Raw genomic sequence first — 20,942 nt, forward strand, 5'->3', positions numbered from 1 at the left:
CTTGATACTAAACTCAAAATACCCACTTTTACCACCCTATCTTGGTATCATCCCCCCTCGGGTCGGCGCCGCCTTCGTAGTAGCCCCATTGGGTAAGCAATATGGCATCTACCCGGCCGCTGGTACTTTTGCGCTGTACCAGTTTGTAACCTTTTTGGGTAAGACGGATCTGTGCAAGGCTATCTATGGCCCCTTTTTCAAAGTCGACCTGATCGGGCAGCCATTGGTGGTGAAAGCGTTTTGAGCTGACGGCCTTTTGCATGCTTTGGTCAAACTCGATAACGTTGAGGATGGTTTGAAAAACCGAGGTGATGATGGTTGAGCCGCCGGGCGTACCTACCACCATGAACAGCTTACCGTCCTTTTCGATGATGGTGGGCGTCATGGATGACAACATGCGTTTGCCGGGTTGTATCGCGTTGGCTTTACCGCCTATCAAACCAAACATATTTGGAACGCCGGGTTTGGCGCTGAAATCGTCCATCTCATTGTTGAGTAAAAAGCCGGCGCCCTTGACAAATATTTTGGAACCGAAGCCGCCGTTCAATGTGGTGGTTACAGAAACCGCGTTGCCATCACGGTCGACGATGGAATAATGAGTAGTCTGATCGCTTTCATAGCCCACAAACGAGCCTGGCTGAATAGCCGTACTGGGCGTAGCGGCCGCAAGGCTAAAGGTTTTCATGCGCGATGTAACATAGGCCGGATTGAGCAGGCTGTCGACCGGTACTTTGTAAAAATCGGGGTCGCCCAGGTATTTGGAACGGTCGGCATATACCCGGCGCTCGGCTTCGGCCATCAGCTGGATAGTTGAATCCTTATTGAAACCCCATTGTTTGATGGGATAGGGTTCAACCGATTTGAGCAGTTGCAGCAAAGCTATGCCGCCACTCGATGGCGGCGGCATCGTAATTATTTTGTAGCCTTTGTAGGTACCAACAATAGCGTTACGCCAAACGGAGTGATAAGCTGAAAGATCGGCCTTAGTGACCATACCTTTGCCGGCCTGCATTTCGGCAACCAGGCTATCGGCAACGGCGCCCTCGTAAAAACCGGCGCGGCCCTTATCGCGGATCAGCTCGAGGGTTTTGGCGAGGTCTTTCTGCACCAGCAGGTCGCCTTCTTTCCAGGGCGTGTCTTTAATGAGATAGGTTTTGCCGGGGTTGCGTTCTTTGAAATCTTTTTGCGATGCGTTGAGCGCATCGGCCAGTTTTTTGGTGATCTTGAAACCATCGCGGGCCAGATCGATGGCCGGTTGCACCAGCACTTCCCATTTGAGTTTACCATATTTCTGATGCGCGGTGATCATACCGTCGACACTGCCCGGCACACCCGATGCCTGATGTGTGGCAATACTCATGTTTGGCACTACGTTGCCGGCAGGATCCAAAAACATATTTACCGAAGCTGAAGCCGGGGCTTTTTCGCGAAAATCGAGCGTATTGGTTTCGCCTTTACCCGAGCGGTACACCATAAACCCGCCGCCGCCGATATTACCGGCTTCGGGATAGGTAACAGCCAGCGCGAACTGCACCGCAACGGCTGCATCTACAGCGTTACCACCTTTTTTCAAAATATTGATGCCTACCTGCGCAGCATCCGGGTAGGCACAAACTACCATGCCGTTGGTAAATTCGTCGCCGTTGTTCCGCCCCAGCTGACCTTGCACACAGCCCAAAGGCAAAAAAAATCCTGCCAGTACAAGCAGGATGATATATCTTGATCTGAATGGAATTTTATACATGATGCGTATCTGCCTGATAAATTTTCTCGACTAATTTATCATATTTTTTCAAGATCACCTTACGCTTTAAACTTAGTTTGGGTGTCATCTCGCCTCCGGCTATCGACCATTCATCAGCAACAAGCTCAAATTTTTTTACCTGCTCCCAATGGCCGAAGTTTACATTATACCGGTCGATCTCGCGCTGATACTTGGCAATAACCTGCGGATTGGTGATGATCTCTTCGCGGGTAGTATAGGCGATACCTTTCTTTGTGCACCAGTCTTTCAAAGCATCAAAAGCGGGCAGGATGAGTGCTGCCGGAAAACGCTGGTTCTCGCCGATAACGATGATCTGCTCAATAAGCGGCGACTCTTTAAATTTATTTTCGAGGGTTTGAGGCGCTACGTATTTACCGCCGGCAGTTTTGAATATCTCTTTTTTACGATCGGTAATACAAAGGTATTTGCCATCAAGCAGCACACCAATGTCGCCGGTATGGAAAAAGCCGTCGGTATCGATCACCTCGGCTGTGGCATCGGGGCGGTTATAATAACCTTTCATTACGTTCGGGCCCTTTACCAGGAGTTCACCGTCTTCGGCAATTTTTACGGTAACGCCTTTCAAAACAGGGCCAACGCTGCCCAGCTTGGTTTGACCGGGGAATGGCGCATTTACAGCAATAACCGGCGAGGTTTCGGTGAGGCCGTAGCCTTCGAGCACCTTGATATCGGCAGCCCAGAACACACGGGCCAAACGGGGCTGCAACGCTGCCCCGCCCGATACGATAGCAATAATGTCGCCGCCAAGCGCCTCGCGCCATTTGCTGAATACCAGTTTACGGGCAATCTTCAACTGTGTTTCGTACCACCAGCCATTGGCGCCGTCGAGCTCGTATTTCAACCCCAGTTTCAGCGCCCAGTCAAAAATTGCCCGTTTGGCGCCGGTCAGCTCACTGCCTTTGGCCACGATCCTGTCATAAACCTTTTCTAACAGGCGCGGTACCGTAGTAAAGCAATGCGGTTTAACATCCTGCATATCGGCAACAATGGTATCCATGCTTTGGGCATAATAAATGGAGATACCGAGGTAGATATACATGTAGATCACCATGCGCTCAAAAATATGGCTCATGGGCAAAAAGCTCAAAGCCCGGTTTATTTCTTTAGGGTAGAGTTTGGATGATTCGAGCACGTTGCTTACCAGGTTACCATGGGTCAGCATCACTCCTTTTGGCGTGCCTGTTGTACCCGATGTATAGATCAGGGTCAGCAGGTCGTCGGGTTGTACACTTGCCCGGTAAGCATCCAGGTCGGGTTGCTGGTTCGCCTTACCGGCTTCCACAATCTCGAGCCAGTGTTTAACTCCGGATATCTTTTCGTAGCTGTATATCTCCAGTTCAACGCCGGTTTTAGCTTTCACCTGGCTTATTTTGGTACAGATATCCTTGTCGGATACAAAAATGAGCTTGATACCGGCATCTTTTAAAATGTATTCGATATCGGCGTCGGCCAGGGTTGGGTACATCGGTACCTGGGTGGCGCCTATCTGCATAATACCGAAATCGCAAAAATTCCATTCGGGCCGGTTGGGCGACATGATAGCCACTTTATCATTTTTTTGAATGCCGATGGATAACAGACCGTAACTCACATAGTCAATCGTTTCGGCAACCTGCTGTGTTGCATACCTGCTCCATACACCCGATTCTTTATGCGCAAGCATATCGGCCTTCGGAAATTTTTCCAGATTGTACGGTAGCAGATCAAAAACCCGGGTGATGGCCATGGTAGTAAAATTTAAGTTCAAAATCGGTTTAAACGGTCGGCAGTACGGTTTTTATACCATCCTTACCAAAGGTATAATATAATACTTTTTATAACAAGGGAGTTTTAAAAATATTATGCATGCATAGATATTTTTTTACAAAAAACGGGGAGGCCCAATACTTATTACTGTTTTGTAACGTTTTTGTGGCTGATGGCAGAAAATTTGTTTCTTTGCCGCAGTTCAACTAAAACGCTATTATGAAAAAGCTACTACCTTGTTTAATCGTATTTAACCTGTTCTTATTTGCTGCACAATCTGTAAGCGCGCAAACCTATCAAACCGCCTTTGGCCTCAAATTCGGCGGTTACGAAAATGGCATTTCGGCTAAATATTTCTCGACCAAAGATATCTCGCTCGAAGGTGTATTAGGGTTCCGTTCGCACGGTATCGTTTTTACCGGATTGTACGAGATCAATCAAACCGCGTTCGACCTTGCCGAGCTTAAATTTTATTATGGCGCCGGCGCTCACATCGGTTCTATCAGCAGCTCGTATCAACGTATAGGCAGCAGCAGCCAGGATTACAATGGTAACTCTCTTTTGCTTGGAGCCGATGCCGTTGTTGGTTTGGAATATGTGATCCCGAAGTCGCCTATCGCGATCAGCCTCGATCTTAACCCGCGCATCGAATTGGCTTCCGGTCCGTTCTTCGATCTGGCTCCGGGCCTTGGTATCAAATACACGCTTTGAAGTTCGGCACGATGCAAACAAAAAGGCTCCCTGGTACCGGGGAGCCTTTTTGTTATTTGAGTACGGTTATTCGTCGTACATAAGTTTTATCGTCTATCTTCAGCTGCAAGAAATACACCCCATCCGGCAGGTTAGCTACATTCACAATAGTATTAAATGGCCCCTGCGGTAGCTGCTGCGTGCTGGAGAAAACACTTTGGCCTATCGCATTTTTGATCATCAGCGTAAGCGGTTCGCTCTTTGTAGCAACAAAGGCTATATGCAGTTGCGTGCTTGCCGGAACCGGGAAGACGGCCAATGATATGTCCGAGCCGTCGCCGGTACTTGTTGCGGGCAATACAAAACTAAAATCGTCTGATTTGGATACACAACCACTGACCGTTGTTACGTCAACACGGTATATACCGCTTACCAGGGGCGTATAGGTTTGGCTGGTAGCGCCCGGAATAAGTATCCCATTTAGGTACCATTGGTTATTTGATGTAAAATTTGATGTAAGCTTTGTGCCATTTAATGTTATGGCAGGCTTGGCAAAATTAACAGCTATCCTTGGCCCGCCAACACAATCAAGGCTCTTAACCTGCATATTGTAGAAAAAGTAATAAAAGTTTCTGTAGTATGTAGTATCTGATGGATTGGTTGCCGAGGTTGCACTATTGCCCGTAATGCTAAAGATACCGTTCAGGGTAAAAGGATAGCCCGTTACACCGCCGTTGTTACGGTAGATAGTAGCCGCGTCCGGATAGCTTACGTTGATGGAATAAGTACCCGCAGTTGGCAAAGCCAGGTTGAGCTGATAAACTTTACCCTGATCATTTGGATCATCCGGCTGATCTCCTGCAGCGGCCACAGTTCGTGTAGCAGTAACGTTTAATGTGGTCGTCGAAACCGTAATGCCGCTTGAATTAGTCACCGAAAACACAATGGTGCCCGGGTTGCCTATATACAATTTTGCACTCTGAATAAGGATAGGAACTTTTGTACTGATGTAAACGGCAGGCGTATATTGGTTGTATCCGCCGGCAGTAAATGTGTTTTTAGTTGGCGGACCAATTGTACCGCTAAAATCGTTAACCCCGGCATAATAAACGTTGTTAACCGGCGCTACTGTTGTATTTACGCTTGCACCGGCAGTAAAAGGCAGGGCGTCGCCTATATTTTTGTACCAGAAAATAGTTCCGTTTGCGGTTCCGCTTAAATTATAAAGTTTTAGGTCGGTACAATACGAGGCCAGTGCCGACGATATTACCGGCACGGTATTGATCACTTCATTGGCCGTTACCTGGTTATTGGTGCTGTTCAAATCGGTACTCAGATTCGATGCCGCGGTAACTGAATAGCTTGCGCCGGCCACTGCGTTAAATGTTCCCGATAGTTGAAAATCGGCTTGCGAACCTGCGGTTAGCGGCCCGGCATAAACTTCGTTCAATGTGGTTACAGCGCCTCCTGCGGTTGGTGTTATGGTTACCGTTACCGGGATGTTACTTAACGTCGTTGTTCCGAAGTTTTTGATCTTAACAGATACCGGGCTGGTTGCCGATGCACAGGTCCCGCTGACAGCGGGGCTATTTACCGCTATCACGCCCGCATCAATGCTCGCTTGTAAAAATTTCACTGTATAGTCCTGGGTTTCACCTTTTGCGTACGAACCGCACGCGCTGATAGTTGCCGGATCGGTAGTTTCGCTCAACACCAGGCGCATTGCACTTAAATTACCCGGTGTAACTGTGGTAGGCACCGTAATATTTGTGGTAAAAACACCATTAGCCGCGTATACTCCCGACGTTGCTACCAGTTCGTTGCTATCGAAGGTGCCATTACCGTTCCAATCGATATAGGCTTTAACTATCTTGTTAAAATTTGAGCCGCAAGTACCTAAAGATATGCTCAGAGCATAAGTTTTACCTTGTTCAAGAGATGCAACCATGCTTGTATTATTAGTATAGGTGGTACATCCGGTTGGCGAAGTATAATTCAGATCGGCAAGGGTTACGTTGGTAATTTTCGAATCTGCGTTCGATGCAGGAGCAGATGCACAATACACAGAGCCTCCGATACCTGTCACAATTAGCGAGTAAGGCTGGCTGGTAAAGGTAAGCGTACCTTTGTGGGTTACCGTTATCGTGTAAGCTTTGCCCGGAATAGTGCCTTGCACATATACCTGTTCAACATTATCGCGGGTATTATCGCCGGTTGTTGCATTAGTCGATGGCGAATTCGGGTCCAGCACCCATGGCTTAAAAGTTGTTGTGCCATCGGTAATCCTGATATCCAGGTCGTTAACCAGTTTCGGGGTACGATCGTTTATTACACCTACTGCGTTTGCTGTACCGGCCGGGTCTGTCCAGCATATTGTTGCCATTAACGCACCATTGCCCGATGCCACAACATTATAAGTTTGAGTCTGCCCCTGCGTCAATGTCTTCTCGGCAATCATGCTTTTTGTCCCGTTATCGGTAATGGCCTGTGCTGCCGCGCCCATATCCAGTAAGCCCCAGCCATACACATAATCGGGGCCGGGGTTACCTGCATCGAGTGCAGTATGGCACACCAAACCCTTTAAGGTGGATGCATTCATGAAGCTGGCATACTTTTTTGTATAGTACTCCTGCAATAAGTATAGCGAGCCGCTGACATTTGGTGTTGCCATTGATGTACCTGAAAGCACGCCATAAGCATTTGTAGCAGTTGTAATTGACGAAAGCACATTAACCCCCATGCCACAGATATCGGGTTTTACCCTGCCGTCGTCAGTCGGGCCCCAGCTGCTAAAAGATGACATTTGAACCGAGCTGCTCCCGCTCGGGCCGTTCGGCAACTGGTTTACTGCACCAACTGTCAACACGTTTTTTGCTACCGCATGCGAATCAAGATTATCGTAGGTTAGCTGGCTGCTGAGGTTGGCCGGGCGCGGCCCTTTATTTACTATTGTCTGATCGGTACGGCTGGTATACCCATAATAGGTTGAGCCCACCGCCGGACCATTATAACCACGTGCATTACCGGCCGCAAACACCATCAAATAAAGCGGAGCCGCAACCGCTGTCTGATCTAAGGCGATAGAAGTAGAGTTATACTGCCCAAAGTTATAATCTTCCGAGTCTCCCGGTAAACCGTACCACTCCCACCTTGTGCCTGTATAGTTCCAGCCAAAAGTATAACCATACGAATGGTTTGAAATGAGCAGGCCCGATGCTGCGGCCGCAATTTCGGATAGCTCGTTATTAAAATCGTAAGATAACAATGATGTTGCCCCGAATGACATGCCCTTGGCCGGCGCGTACACCCCTTTAGCTATCATGGTACCCGCTACGTGGGTCGAATGATCGATAACTGCTGCCGTCGAATTATCCTTGTTGACGATATTCTTGCCGGCAAACTCCTGATGAGCTGCATACACGGTACTACCATCCCAAATAGCCAATTTATTAACCAAGCCCGCGGTCGACCCATCCAGGTTCAGATTAAGGGCGCCTCCGGGTTGTACGGTATTGGTGCGGGTGGTTGCTGCCGCAATCACGTTATCGTTTGTTTTAAGATAAACGGGGAAACCAAGTTCGTTAACCCCATCCAATACCAACACAACACCCTGCGGCGCAGTTTTAAATACCGGCCAGCCTTTTTGTTTGGCCAGTTCGAGCGCGCGTTTGTGTTTTTCCTGGTAGGTGGTATTTAAAGTTTTCGACAGATCCGTCAAATGTTCTTTTTTTATCGCGTCTGTTACCAGGTCCTGCGAAAACGCATTCCCGGCACCAAAAACAAACATTATTAACAATAAAAAAGATAAAGAGTAAAGTTTCTTCATATATAACCTGCAGTCAAAGTTTAACAGTTTAATTTAACAGAGAATAATAAAAATGTAAAACGTTATATTAGTATGAAAGGTATGAAAAAAAAATTATTATTTATGATGTTGCTTACTTCTTTTGCTTTTGCTAACCAGGCGACGCGTATTAAGCAAGGCATCAGCGGTACAATTTTGTTAAAAACAGGTAATGCAATGCCATCTCCCGGTCGTCCGGTTAGCAACGGCACACCAGTGGCCCGCAATATTTTTATTTACGAATTAACGCGCCGAACGGACGCCATAGCTAATGGCACCTTGTACAATCACATCAAAACCAAGCTGATAGCCAAAACAAAAAGCGACACTACGGGCCGGTACGCCGTAGCGCTTCCAACCGGTAAATATTCTGTTTTTGTCGAAACCGAGGGCGGCCTGTTTGCAAATCTACTCGATGATAAAGGAAACATCAACATGGTTGAGGTAAAAAAAGATAGCGTAAGCAAGTGCAATATCGTGATCAATAACTTAGCTTTTTACTAAGCAAAGTTGCTACGATAGATATTTACCCACGATAGGCATCCGTCGGCCCATTCCGAATGCCTTTGGCGAAACCCTTAATATCGGTGGCGTTTGATAACGTTTATGCTCGGCGCTGTTAACCAGTTTAATAATACGTTTTACTACGGCCTCCTCGTAACCCATTGCAATAATTTCGGTGGATGATTTACGGTTTTCGATGTATTCCAGCAAAATGGTATCCAGTATATCGTATTCAGGCAGCGAATCCGAATCTTTCTGCCCTGGCCTCAATTCGGCCGATGGCGGTTTCACTATCGAGTTTACCGGTATGATCTCGCGGTCTTTATTGATATGATGTGCCAACTCGTAAACCTGGGTTTTATAAACATCTCCCAAAACCGAAATACCGCCGCACATATCGCCATACAATGTTCCGTACCCTACCGCCGCTTCGCTTTTATTAGAAGTGTTGAGCAGTATATAACCAAATTTGTTACTCATGGCCATCAATAATACCGCCCGGCTGCGCGATTGAATATTTTCTTCGGCAATGTTAAATGGCAAGCCTGCAAATTGCGGGTGCAAAGCAGCCTCAAAAGCATCGGTTACATCTTTTATCGCAATAGTTTCGCTTTTGCATCCTAAATTCTTTACCAGATCTTCAGCGTCGGTAATAGAATGGTCTGTCGAATACTTTGACGGCAGCAGCACTGCCATCACATTTTCGGGGCCTAAAGCTTCTGCGGCAAGCGCGCATACCACTGCCGAGTCTATCCCACCCGATAAACCCAGTATGGCTTTGGTAAATCCCGATTTATAAAAATAGTCGCGTATACCCAGTAACAAGCCTTCGTGTATCTGTTCAATATCCGTCGCACGTTGTGGTTTTATTCCTGTAGCATGCCCGAAGCTCACTACCGACCCATCATCTTTTTTATCAACCTGGTAATAGGCAATATGTTCTTTAAAATAAGGTAATTCATCGATCAGGGTCCCGGTCGCATCAAACACAAGCGATCCGCCATCGAATATCAGCTCGGTTTGAGCGCCTACCTGGTTAATGTAAAACAGCGGCATTTGATACTGTTTGGCGTTATTGCTTAAGATGTCGATACGCTCCTCGTCGTGGTTATACGCAAACGGCGATGCTGCTATATTGATCATTACATCGGGCTTCTGCTCAATCAGCTTGTCCATTGGCCGGGTAATATAGAGCGGATTTTCGATCGTGTTCCACAAATCTTCGCATATCGTCAGCGCTATACGATGCCCCTTAAAATCGATGCAGTTAAAATCGGTTTCGGGTTCAAAATAACGGTACTCGTCAAATACATCGTAGTTTGGCAGCAATGCTTTATTCACGATAGCTTTCACCTGCCCATCGGCAATAAAATAGGCAGAGTTAAACAGATCCTTACCTTCGTCTTTTAAATTATAAGTTGGCAACCCGATAATACAGGCAACATCGGTACATTCGGCAGCAATCTGTTTTGCCGATTCTTCGCAAAGGCCAATAAATTCTTTGAACTCCAAAAAATCGCGGGCAGGGTAGCCGCAAACACACAGCTCGGCAAACACAACCAGGTCGGCGCCATTTTTTTGGGCAGCCCGTATGGTATTTATAATTTTATTGGTGTTCGATTCAAAGTTCCCAACGTGATAATTAAGCTGTGCTAACGCTATTTTGATCATATATATTCAAGGTAGTGAACAATAGTACCGGCAAAAATCAGTTTTTAAATATAATTTTGTGTTCGTATGACCGTATTCCGCCAGTATCTTCCGAAGCAAATTTACCTTTTTTTTTCGATCGCCGTACTGCTGATGGCTTGCAGCCGCCACAAAAAGGTTGATGTAAGCAATATCAATGTTAATATTCACATCATCAGGTTTGATGCCGATTTCGATCAGCTGCATACCAAACCCATGTATACGCAGGCGCAGTTCCTGCAAAAAAAATACGGCGCATTTTACGATGATTATATACAACGCATTTTAGAGGCCGGCAGTACACGCGATACAGCTTACTTCGAAACGCTTCGCCGCGTGTTCGGCAATAATGGTTATATCGATCTGAAAAAGGAAGTCGATTCGGTATATCCCAACCTCGACAGGCAAAATGCTGAACTTACTGATGCTTTTCGTCGCATAAAATACTATTTTCCACAAGTAAGGGTGCCGGTTTTTTACGCCTACTTTTCAGGCTTCAAGGCTCAAACATCCATCGGCAATAACTATTTCGGCATCGGGCTGGATATGTTTCTGGGTGCAAGCTCAAAGTTTTACCCGGCGATTATCGAGTCGTTCCCGCATTATGTTTCGCGGCGCTTTACCCCCGATAACATTGCTCCGCGCGTGGTAGAGGGCTTTGTGCGCGAAAACATGTTCCCCGAAAATGACAACGACCGGTCGTTGCTCTCAAAGATGATCTACGCCGGCAAGATCATGTATTTTATGGATGAGACCCTGCCCGACGTCGAGGACTCGACCAAGATTGGCTACACGCCCCAGCAATTAAAGTGGTGCACTGATTTTAAAGCCGATATATGGGGATATTTCCTGGAGGATAACTTACTTTACGAAACAGATTTTCAGAAGATACAGAAATACATCAACGAAGCTCCGTTTACACCCGGGCTGGGCGAAAAGAACGAATCGGCGCCTAAGCTGGGCGTTTGGACCGGCTGGCAAATTGTACGGGAATATATGGACAAACATCCCGAGGTAACGCTGGCTAAATTAATGGCCGACGATGACGCACAAAAAATACTGAATGAATCCAAATACCGACCCAAATAACCCTCAGAAAATTGGCCTTGCCTTATCGGGTGGCGGCATACGCGGCGTAGCACACTTAGGGGTAATGCAAGCCCTCTCAGACCGCGGTATCGAATTTTCGCATATATCAGGCACAAGCGCAGGTGCTATAGCGGCTGCATTTTATGCTGCCGGGTACGAGCCCAAGGAGGCTTTAAAAATAATTAAGGATGCCCACCTCCTGCGATTGTTAAGACCATCAATAGGCAGTACCGGCCTCCTGTCGATACTACGTGTTGAAGACCTGTTGAAAGAGTATTTCCCCGATAATGATTTCGACAAACTTAAAATACCCATTACCGTTACGGCGGTTGATCTGGGCGAAGGTAAGCTGGTATATTTTAACAAGGGCGAGTTAGTTAAGAGTTTGCTGGCCTCGTGCTGTTTGCCGGGCATTTTTAAGCCCATCATCATTAACGGGCACATGTTTGTTGACGGCGGTATACTGAATAATTTCCCGGTCGAACCTTTGGTAGGTAATTGCGATATGATTATCGGTGTAACCTGTAATCATCTGGCACCTGTTAGCGAGATACATTCGTTTGGGCAGATGGTCGACCGTGCAGCCATGCTGGCTATTAATTCAAGCCTCGATAATCACAAGAAACTTTGCGATGTGGTGATTGAGCCACATGGCCTGGGTACTTACGGCATATTCGATACCAATTATGCCGAATATATTTATATGATAGGCTACGAAGAAGGGCTTAAAGCATTAGACGGGAACGAGGTGCTCAAAACTATTTTACCATCCCGCAAAAAAGACAAGTAGGTTGCCCACAAATAAAAAAAGCGCTGTTGAATACGGCGCCTTTAAAATATTTAAAACTATGGGCTTTATTTCATTATGGTGAACACTGCTTTTAAAGCAACGATGATCCCTATAACCAGGATAATGTTAGAAGCGATGTTCCAACCGCGGGCGTCGCCTGCAAAACGCAGATAAACACCTACCATGCCTATAACGATGGCAAAAGTTAACAGTAGATAATGGCGGGGAGCATTTGCTTCTTCTCTTGTACTCATTGTTGTATTTTTTTGAACGCCCAAAAATAGAAATGTTTACCGAAAACCAATAATTTATCGCTACAAAAATTAATAATTTAATTACTGATTGCTTAACAATAGCCGATATTGCCTTATGTATTCATTTATCAATAGTTCCTGGGCAAAATTATCTTCAATAATTTGGCGGGCTGTTTTGTTAATACGTTCCCGCTTTTCATTGTCGAGCGTAGCCTGCAATATGGTATTGGTTATGATGTTGATATCCAGTGGGACCACCCAGCCCAAATCGTTAGCCTTTACAAACGACGACAGGCCTACCATATCCGTGATGAGTACCGGGGTGCCCATGTACAATGATTCGGCTATCACATTCCCAAAGTTTTCGTTATATGATGCGAGGACACACAGGTCGGCTTCCATCAATTGCTGAAATTTAGTTTCCGAACTTTGCCAGTTCATCCACGCTATCTTTCCTTCAATTTTCAGATCTTTTGCCAGTGTTTTTAATTCATCGATGTATACCGGACTTCCCGTACCGAAAATTTTCAGCCTCACATCGACACGCAACCTGGCCATTGCCTCGAAAACAAACTCCAACCCCTTTTTGGGATCAATACGGGATAAAAAGACTATAGTAAAAACATCGTTTTGTTTTTTTTGAACCGGAGGGCCCGTTAGTGGCAGTATATTGGGGACAATAAAGCCTTCCCAGCCAGGTATCCGCTGCTGGCATTCGTCGTATTCCATTAAAGCAGTTGCATGGAAGCGAGAACGTTTCAGTAAACTTTTACCCATTAAAACATGTATGCATTTTTTTATAAAGCGATTGTTGCCGTTAAAGACATAATCGCATAACATACCCCGTGGCGAAATAATAACCTTTACTCCTTTGAGGTAACATATCATTGCCGAAACCAGTACCAGGATGTTCCACCAGGTATGGATGTGCACTATGTCGTATTCATTAACGTGCCGGTACAGGTACCTCCACAGGTCGGGCGAAATAAAGGTGTTATTTTTTGTATACCGTTTAAAGTAAATTACCGGAACCCCATCAACTATGATCTCTTTCTCAGTTTCAACATCCAATTCATCGGGGCCGTTGCCGGTTGTGGTAAGCACTTGCAGATAAGTACCCTTTTCGGTCAGTAATTCGCATAACTTACTTACCGATTGAATCGGCCCACCATATCGGTAGGCTGGTTTATAACAAGGTACTATATGTAGAATTTTCAATTTTATAAAAAACGTAACAAGATTGTATAACCAACTATTAATTTGATTTTTTAAAGAATAGAAAATTATAGGGGACTTCTACAAGTATCGGGATTTTAAATATAATTTCCTCGCTAAATACGCTAACAATACAATGTTTTTAGAGGTGAAAAGGTATTTTTATGGGTAATGGCCTTTTATTGTAACTACTATTTTACAATTTAAAAAGATCTTTTAATAATTTAGTTACTATTCGTTTAAAGAACTTAATATCGTACAGGGGGATAAAACGCCAGTATCCTTTATAATTAAAAACCCATGCAAACAACCCCTTAAAATCTTTATGCTTTGCACATCTGCGCAGGTCTCTGTCAAATATGGCAATCTCTACTTTTTCATTTTTATTACTACCCGGAGCGTGGCTAAAATCGCCTGCCATGATACGTTTTATACCGTCCGAAAAACTATGGCCGGTGAATCTCGAATAAGGCATCCAGCCATTTACCCGCGCATCAACTTCAATCAGGTAGTATTTGTTGCGCCCGGGATGATAAACATATTGTATGCTGGCAAACCCATTTAAGCCGACGCTCTTCCCAAGTTTTTTGAGCAGGCCGGCAATCTCATCGCTCTGATAATACAACCTGCGGGTTGTGAACGAGAACTTATTGTACATGTAAGTTAATACCTCCGCACAATTGTAAGTAATCAATTCCCCGTCTTTAAACAGGGCCTCTACACCTATGTCTTCGCCCTTGATAAACTCCTGCAATACCAGGTTATTTTTAACCCTTACTTTTTCAAGGCATGCAGGTAGTTCAGCTTCTGTTTCGCAGTACTGAATCCCCATCCCCGAAAAACTGTAGTCCTCTTTCAGCAATATCGGAAAGTTCAGTTCTTTTATCGCGGCTTCTGCATCATCAGCTTCCGAATAATTAACATAGCCGGGGGTAACGATATCGTATTTTTTGCAGATGTTTGATAAACCCAGCTTTGACGATAATATCTCGCGGTTCTCGATTTTAGTTAAGGGGAGTATTTTTTTAAATAACCGCTCGTCGGTTATCGATTCGTTCATCAGCTTTACCGATGCATCATCCAATACTACTACCCAATCGTAATGATCGAACTTTTCTTCAACCAATTTGATCAACCCTGCTTTAAATGGCTCGTGCTCTACACTTGTTTCAATCCAGTTATCATAAAATTTGTTTGAAAGGAGCCAGGAGTCGCTGTTGCAATATACATCGACGGTTTTGCAACCGGCTTTTTTGAATATAAATGGGATCTCGGCGGTCGAATCAAAGCCCGTTAACGAGGCCAGTAAAACATTATACATAAAAATTTCGTAAACCTATCTGCTGGTTTAACTATAAGCGTGTTTATTATTTAGCCCTGGTTAAAAAATGTTCGCAGCAAAATACTTCAGATTTTTCACAATTCAAACCAAATTGCATTATAATTTTAAATAATCTTTGTTAATTTAACGTATATTCTTTCGCGGACTACATATGCAATTACCCCGATTATCCGATCTAAAAAATAAACACGTGCTGGCATTGCTGGGTAATTTTGTTATTGCAGGCGTTAGTTTCGGTATGATGGCCGTATTGGCCCGCGTTATGGAAAAAGGCGATCTGGGCGTATGGTTTTATTTTTTAATGATCTATGGTTTTGCCGATTCGGTACGCAACGGTTTATTAACCACAGCCACGGTTAAGTTTTATGCCGGCACCGGTACCGGGCGGGCGGCCGAAGTTTTAGGATCGGTATGGTTTTTAGCTTTAGGTGTAACCGGACTGTTGGGGATAGTAAACCTTGCCGTGTGGCCCTTTATCGGATCGATAAGCAATCTCGAAATAAAAGTATTGATACAATGGCTTGGCTTAACTGTACTGAGCTCATTGCCTTTTAATGTTACCTTCTGGATAATGGTTGCCGACAACGAGTACGGTAAAATCCTTTGGCTCCGTATGGTTAACAACGGTACCATGATTTTAACCATCTGCATCTTAGCCTTTTTTCATCAGGCTACGCTGCAGAACCTTTTGCTGGTTAATTTTCTCACCAACGTATTGACAAGTTTTATATGCATGGTACTTGGTTACTCCAGGTTTGTAACCTTATTTAAGCGCACCGGCAGCACTACTATGGAGTTATTTAATTTTGGCAAGTTTAGCCTCGCCAGTAACATGAGCTCCTATTTGCTCGGGATGGCCAACGGGCAAATAACCATCAGTTTGCTGGGCGCTCCGGCACTGGCGGTTTATACCATCGGCACCAAGCTGATGGAAGCTGTTGAGATACCGCTGCGCAGCTTTGTTGGCACAGGCATGAGCGCCATGGCGACGGCCTATAACAACAACAATATGTATCATTTAACTTTTGTAAGCAAAAAATACCCGGGCATGCTCACCCTCGCCTTTATCCCCATGGCCATTATTACTTTTTTTGCTGCCGACCTGGGCATCTGGATATTGGGGGGCAAAGGTTATTTGACAACCGAGGCGCCTAATATTTTACGTATTATGATGTTTATTGCCATCCTCTACCCCATCGACAGGTTTAACGGGGTTACGCTCGATATTATTCACCAGCCTAAGATCAACCTGTACAAGGTGATTACCATGGGTACGGTCAACATCATAGCAGCATTTGTAGCAGTGTCGCTGTTAAAAAGTGTTTATGGCATCGTGATAGCCGTATTTTGTGCTACTATTGCAGGGCTGACTGTTGGCTACTACCACTTGCGCAAGCACCTCGATTATTCGTTACGGGGCATCATTGTCCTGGGTGTAGTTGAGATGAAGAACTTTTTTAACGAGAAGATACTGAAGCGGCCGCCGGCAAATCCACCATATACCGAACCATGATCATCCGCTTAGCTACTACTACCGATATACCTGCCATTATGCAGGTTATAAACGCCGTGGTACCTGTTATGCAGGCCGCCGGAAACTTTCAATGGGATAGTGCTTATCCTAATCCCGAAGCTTTTGAAAAAGACATCGCCCTCAAGCAATTATGGGTTGCCGTTATTGACGGTACGATTGCAGGCATAACTGCGATAACTACTGATCAATCGCCCGAATACGCCCACGTTGGCTGGGATATTAACGAAACCGCCATAGTTACGCACCGGCTTGCCGTGCACCCAAAATTTGGCGGCAGGGGCATCGCCGCAGCTTTATTAAAACAAGCCGAGATAGTTGCAGCAGAGCGTGGTATACCTATCCTTCGCATAGATACCAATACGCAAAACCAGGCTACACAGGCATTGTTTCCTAAGATGGGTTATGTTTTTGCGGGAGAGATCGGGTTAAGCTTTCGGCCCGGGTTAAGTTTCTATTGCTACGAAAAACGCATCTGATGAAAACGCTGGCCGACCGGATCATTGGCTTTAATACCAGCCTTAATTTTAAAGGCAATCTTCCGAATGGTATCCACATCATGAACCCGTTTAAGGAAAGCCCGGCTGCGTTAACGGCATCAACCGAATTCTACAAAAAGTATTATAGCGATAACCATCCACGCCACCTGATCCTGGGCATCAACCCCGGCAGGTTCGGCTCCGGGCAAACGGGCGTGCCGTTTACCGATCCGAAACGACTAAAAAGCGCTTGCGGCATCAACTTCGAAGGCCCGGTTACTCATGAACCATCATCGGTTTTTATTTATGATATGATTGCTGCCTACGGCGGGCCAGAGAGGTTTTACCATGATATTTACATCAGCTCTGTTTCGCCGCTTGGCTTTACCAATGTAAATAATTTAGGTAAGCATGTTAATTACAACTACTACGATAGTGCGGAGTTAACCAAAGCTGTTTATCCTTTTATGATCGAAAGTTTAAACAGGCAGCTGCAAATGGGCATCGAAACCGATCTTTGCTTTTGTTTCGGCACCGGGCAAAACGAAAAGTTTATCCGTAAGCTTAACCAGGAGCATGGGTTCTTTAAGGAGATCATCAGCTTGGAGCACCCACGTTTTATTATGCAGTATAAATCGAAAAACAAACAGTTTTATATTGATAAGTATTTGGAAGCGTTTGGGCGAATCACCTAATAATCAATCTCAAATCACAAACCATTGTTATGAATAAATTATTACTCTCATTCTTTTTTCTTTTAAATTCATCAATCGCATTTAGTCAGACTGAAAGATTATTTAGTTATACTATTACTCCAGATAAAACTGGCGCTACTTGCACATTTATAGACAAGGGTAAAGCATTCTCGCTTCACATCAACGGCAAGGTTGTTAAAAATGCAAAAATGGCCAATCCGCATACAGATGCTAATCAACACTTTATCAATGCTGATGATATAACAATTCAACTGTCTATCGTACCGCTTCCTGGTTCTATTCCTTCATCATATAATTTAAATAAACTTACGTTTGAGCAACAGAAGGATATTTTATCCGGGTACATTTATTACGAAATGGACTATTTTAAAAATGAACTAAAAGTACAATACAGTGATTACAAACAAATGTGGGTAGATAATGGCATTAAACCATACCTGCTGTGGGCGTTTAACCAAAAGCCCGTTAACAACGCCGGTAATGCTGTTAATGGCCAAATATATGGTGCTATGGTTTGTTATAACCAAGTATTGGTGATCAATATCCCGTTATTTAAAAAAGCTGGGGATATGGATAAAGCGGAAAAGCTAATTAATGATATCGCGTCAACTTTAAGGCTCTATAACAAATAGTAAATCTCCCAAACAAAAAAAGCCTCCCTGGTTCGGGAAGCTTTTCATTTAAGGTTATAACGGATAGTATTAGTTGCTTGATAAGGCTGCCGCGCCGCTCACAATCTCGGTAAGCTCGGTAGTGATGGCTGCCTGGCGTGCCTGGTTATAGCTTAAGCGTAAGTTACGCAGAAGTTCGCCGGCGTTATCGGTAGCTTTGTCCATCGCCGTCATCCGGGCGCCATGCTCTGATGCATGCGAATCCAATACGGCTTTGTACAATTGTATCTTGATATTTTTCGGTATCAGTTGCTCAACGATCTCCTCCTTCGATGGCTCTAAAATATAATCGACTTTAGATGCAGCTGTTGTGCCTTTGCTTTCTTTTTGGTCGGCCTTTGGTACCGGCAACAATTGCTCAACTTTAACAATCTGTACAGCCGCGTTTTTAAACTGGTTGTACACCAGTTCAACACGATCGTACTCGCCTTTCAAAAAGCCATCCATGATAGATTGGGTAACTTTTGAAACGTTTTCGAAGTTAAGCGCGTTAAATATCTCGTTATTGTTACCGATAACATTGTATTTACGGCGCTGATAAAACTCCTGCGATTTTTTACCGATACCTACGATAGATACGTTGCCTGCTTTTAACTGGGCGCTGTATTTTTCGGCGATGATGTTGTTGGCCGCTTTAATTACGTTGGTATTGAAAGCACCGGCCAAACCACGGTTCGACGATACTACCACTACCAATACCTTGTTCGGCTCGCGCTCCTGCAGGTATGGCGAAGAACCATCTTCTAAACTTGCAGAAAGATTAGCCAGGATATCGTTCAGCTTATTGGCATAGGGCCTTAACTGGATGATAGCATTGGTGGCACGCTTCAGCTTGGCCGCCGAAACCATTTTCATGGCTTTGGTGATCTGCTGTGTCGACCTTACCGACGCGATCCGGTTTCTTACTTCTTTTAAATTTGCCATTCTTTTTTAGTATCAAGTAGTTAGTATCAAGTATCAAGTATTCAGACTTTCATCTTGCTACTTGATACTCGATACTTGCTACCAAAACTTAATATTTCCCAGCTAATTCTTTAGCTACTGTTTCTAATACGCTGGTTAACTGATCGTCGAACTTACCTGCTTTTAAGGCCGATAAAACTTCAGGGTGACGCAGTTCCAGCTGGCTTAAATATTCAGCCTCAAACTCACGTACTTTGTTAATTGGCACGCTACGCATCAGGTTTTTGGTACCGGCATAGATGATCGCAACCTGTTTCTCAACAGTCATTGGCGAAAACTGGCCTTGTTTCAGGATCTCTACGTTACGGGCGCCTTTATCTAATACGGTTTTAGTTGAGGCATCAAGGTCTGAACCGAATTTAGAGAAAGCTTCCAACTCACGGTACTGAGCCTGATCCAGCTTTAAGGTACCGGCAACTTTCTTCATCGATTTGATCTGTGCGCTACCGCCCACACGTGATACCGAGATACCTACGTTGATAGCAGGGCGAACACCAGCGTTGAATAGGTTAGATTCTAAGAATATCTGACCGTCAGTGATCGAGATCACGTTAGTTGGGATGTATGCAGATACGTCACCCGCCTGTGTTTCGATGATCGGAAGCGCCGTTAGTGACCCGCCGCCTTTAACGATACCTTTGATCGACTCCGGCAAATCGTTCATCGCTTGTGCGATGCTATCCGAAGCGTTGATCTTAGCGGCACGCTCCAACAAACGGCTGTGCAGGTAAAATACGTCGCCAGGGTAAGCCTCACGGCCCGGCGGACGACGTAACAGCAACGAAACCTCACGGTAAGCCACGGCTTGTTTCGATAAGTCATCATAAACGATCAAAGCCGGACGGCCTGTGTCGCGGAAGAACTCACCAATTGCAGCACCTGCAAACGGAGCAAAGAACTGCATCGGAGCAGGATCAGAAGCCGAAGCTGCAACGATGATAGTGTATGGTAATGCACCGCTTTCTTCCAAAGTACGCAATACGTTAGCCACGGTCGAGTTTTTCTGGCCGATAGCAACATATATACAGTAAACCGGTTTGCCGGCTTCGTAAAATTCTTTTTGGTTAATGATGGTATCGATACAAACAGCCGATTTACCGGTCTGCCTGTCGCCGATTACCAGCTCACGCTGGCCACGGCCGATCGGGATCATCGCGTCGATAGCTTTGATACCGGTTTGCAGCGGCTCGTTAACTGGCTGGCGGTAGATAACGCCCGGAGCTTTACGCTCTAAAGGCATTTCGTAAGTGGTGCCTGCAATTGGTCCTTTACCGTCTATAGGCTCGCCCAAAGTGTTTACCACACGGCCAAGCATCCCTTCACCAACTTTGATCGAAGCGATCTTGCTGGTGCGTTTTACGGTATCACCTTCTTTAACACCATCTGATGGGCCTAACAATACCACACCTACGTTGTCTTCTTCAAGGTTAAGTACTATACCTTGCAGGTTGCTGTCAAACTCAACAAGCTCGCCCGATTGTACTTTTGTTAAGCCGTAAACGCGGGCGATACCGTCGCCTACCTGCAATACGGTACCTACTTCTTCTAATTCAGATTCTGACTTAAAGCCCGACAACTGCTGCCGCAAAATTGCTGATACTTCGTCTGGTCTTACCTCTACCATTGTTTAAAA

At 45.2% G+C, this 20,942-nt stretch carries 17 protein-coding genes; 8 read left to right on the plus strand and 9 right to left on the minus strand.

The features are described from left to right. Positions 1-28 precede the first annotated feature (28 nt). Positions 29-1,744, minus strand: a complete 1,716-nt coding sequence (ggt, locus tag BEL04_RS19775; RefSeq protein ID WP_066006725.1) for a gamma-glutamyltransferase — start codon at positions 1,742-1,744, stop codon at positions 29-31. Continuing rightward, positions 1,737-3,512 carry a long-chain fatty acid--CoA ligase gene (locus BEL04_RS19780; RefSeq protein WP_066006727.1) on the minus strand — a complete coding sequence of 592 codons (1,776 nt, stop codon included), beginning with the start codon at positions 3,510-3,512 and terminating at the stop codon, positions 1,737-1,739. The genes ggt and BEL04_RS19780 overlap by 8 nt, the downstream gene beginning before the upstream one ends. Before the next feature lie 239 nt (positions 3,513-3,751). Here BEL04_RS19780 and BEL04_RS19785 point away from each other — a divergent pair, with 239 nt between their 5' ends. After that, on the plus strand, positions 3,752-4,243 hold the full coding sequence (locus tag BEL04_RS19785; protein ID WP_066006729.1) for a hypothetical protein: 492 nt from the start codon (positions 3,752-3,754) through the stop codon (positions 4,241-4,243). Between the two features lie 52 nt (positions 4,244-4,295). Here the strand turns inward: BEL04_RS19785 and BEL04_RS19790 are convergent, their stop codons facing one another. Beyond that, positions 4,296-8,009 (minus strand): S8 family serine peptidase, encoded by a 3,714-nt coding sequence (locus BEL04_RS19790; protein ID WP_175404119.1) that lies wholly within the window; start codon positions 8,007-8,009, stop codon positions 4,296-4,298. A 120-nt stretch (positions 8,010-8,129) separates the two neighbouring features. Between BEL04_RS19790 and BEL04_RS19795 the strand changes: the two genes are divergently transcribed. Then, on the plus strand, positions 8,130-8,570 hold the full coding sequence (locus BEL04_RS19795; protein WP_139113121.1) for a carboxypeptidase regulatory-like domain-containing protein: 441 nt from the start codon (positions 8,130-8,132) through the stop codon (positions 8,568-8,570). 9 nt (positions 8,571-8,579) lie between these two features. On the opposite strand, the gene BEL04_RS19800 is transcribed toward BEL04_RS19795, so the two are convergent. Then, positions 8,580-10,238, minus strand: a complete 1,659-nt coding sequence (locus BEL04_RS19800; RefSeq protein ID WP_066007306.1) for an NAD+ synthase — start codon at positions 10,236-10,238, stop codon at positions 8,580-8,582. Between the two features lie 69 nt (positions 10,239-10,307). Between BEL04_RS19800 and gldB the strand changes: the two genes are divergently transcribed. Both gldB and BEL04_RS19810 read left to right on the plus strand, forming a co-directional pair. Continuing rightward, positions 10,308-11,348 (plus strand): gliding motility lipoprotein GldB, encoded by a 1,041-nt coding sequence (gldB, locus tag BEL04_RS19805; protein ID WP_066006735.1) that lies wholly within the window; start codon positions 10,308-10,310, stop codon positions 11,346-11,348. Further along, positions 11,323-12,138, plus strand: coding sequence for a patatin-like phospholipase family protein (locus BEL04_RS19810; protein WP_066006737.1), 816 nt, complete (start codon positions 11,323-11,325; stop codon positions 12,136-12,138). The genes gldB and BEL04_RS19810 overlap by 26 nt, the downstream gene beginning before the upstream one ends. A gap of 65 nt (positions 12,139-12,203) precedes the next feature. On the opposite strand, the gene BEL04_RS19815 is transcribed toward BEL04_RS19810, so the two are convergent. The 3 genes from BEL04_RS19815 to BEL04_RS19825 all read right to left on the minus strand — a co-directional run bounded on the left by BEL04_RS19815 (position 12,204) and on the right by BEL04_RS19825 (position 14,928). Further along, the gene (locus BEL04_RS19815) at positions 12,204-12,392 is read right to left on the minus strand and encodes a hypothetical protein (RefSeq protein ID WP_066006739.1); all 189 of its coding nucleotides are present in this window, start codon (positions 12,390-12,392) and stop codon (positions 12,204-12,206) included. Between the two features lie 81 nt (positions 12,393-12,473). Beyond that, positions 12,474-13,610: an XrtY-associated glycosyltransferase XYAG1 gene (locus BEL04_RS19820; protein WP_066006741.1), complete on the minus strand. Its 1,137-nt coding sequence runs from the start codon at positions 13,608-13,610 to the stop codon at positions 12,474-12,476. A gap of 193 nt (positions 13,611-13,803) precedes the next feature. Next, the gene (locus BEL04_RS19825) at positions 13,804-14,928 is read right to left on the minus strand and encodes an ATP-grasp domain-containing protein (RefSeq protein ID WP_066006743.1); all 1,125 of its coding nucleotides are present in this window, start codon (positions 14,926-14,928) and stop codon (positions 13,804-13,806) included. A 172-nt stretch (positions 14,929-15,100) separates the two neighbouring features. On the opposite strand from BEL04_RS19825, the gene BEL04_RS19830 reads away from it, so the two are divergent. Genes BEL04_RS19830 through BEL04_RS19845 form a run of 4 tightly spaced genes read left to right on the plus strand, consistent with a single transcriptional unit; the run spans position 15,101 to position 18,307 of the window. After that, on the plus strand, positions 15,101-16,462 hold the full coding sequence (locus BEL04_RS19830; protein ID WP_066006745.1) for a hypothetical protein: 1,362 nt from the start codon (positions 15,101-15,103) through the stop codon (positions 16,460-16,462). Continuing rightward, positions 16,459-16,959: a GNAT family N-acetyltransferase gene (locus BEL04_RS19835; protein ID WP_066006747.1), complete on the plus strand. Its 501-nt coding sequence runs from the start codon at positions 16,459-16,461 to the stop codon at positions 16,957-16,959. The genes BEL04_RS19830 and BEL04_RS19835 overlap by 4 nt, the downstream gene beginning before the upstream one ends. After that, positions 16,959-17,654, plus strand: a complete 696-nt coding sequence (locus BEL04_RS19840) for a uracil-DNA glycosylase family protein (RefSeq protein WP_066006752.1) — start codon at positions 16,959-16,961, stop codon at positions 17,652-17,654. Before BEL04_RS19835 ends, BEL04_RS19840 begins: the two co-directional genes overlap by 1 nt. A gap of 29 nt (positions 17,655-17,683) precedes the next feature. Beyond that, positions 17,684-18,307, plus strand: a complete 624-nt coding sequence (locus BEL04_RS19845; protein ID WP_066006754.1) for a hypothetical protein — start codon at positions 17,684-17,686, stop codon at positions 18,305-18,307. A 69-nt stretch (positions 18,308-18,376) separates the two neighbouring features. On the opposite strand, the gene atpG is transcribed toward BEL04_RS19845, so the two are convergent. Then, positions 18,377-19,270: an ATP synthase F1 subunit gamma gene (gene atpG, locus BEL04_RS19850; RefSeq protein ID WP_066006756.1), complete on the minus strand. Its 894-nt coding sequence runs from the start codon at positions 19,268-19,270 to the stop codon at positions 18,377-18,379. An 88-nt stretch (positions 19,271-19,358) separates the two neighbouring features. Beyond that, entirely contained in the window at positions 19,359-20,933 is a 1,575-nt protein-coding gene (gene atpA / locus BEL04_RS19855) for a F0F1 ATP synthase subunit alpha (RefSeq protein ID WP_066006757.1), read from the minus strand. Between the last annotated feature and the right edge of the window lie 9 nt (positions 20,934-20,942).

This window comes from Mucilaginibacter sp. PPCGB 2223, assembly GCF_001705515.1.
GTDB lineage: Bacteria > Bacteroidota > Bacteroidia > Sphingobacteriales > Sphingobacteriaceae > Mucilaginibacter.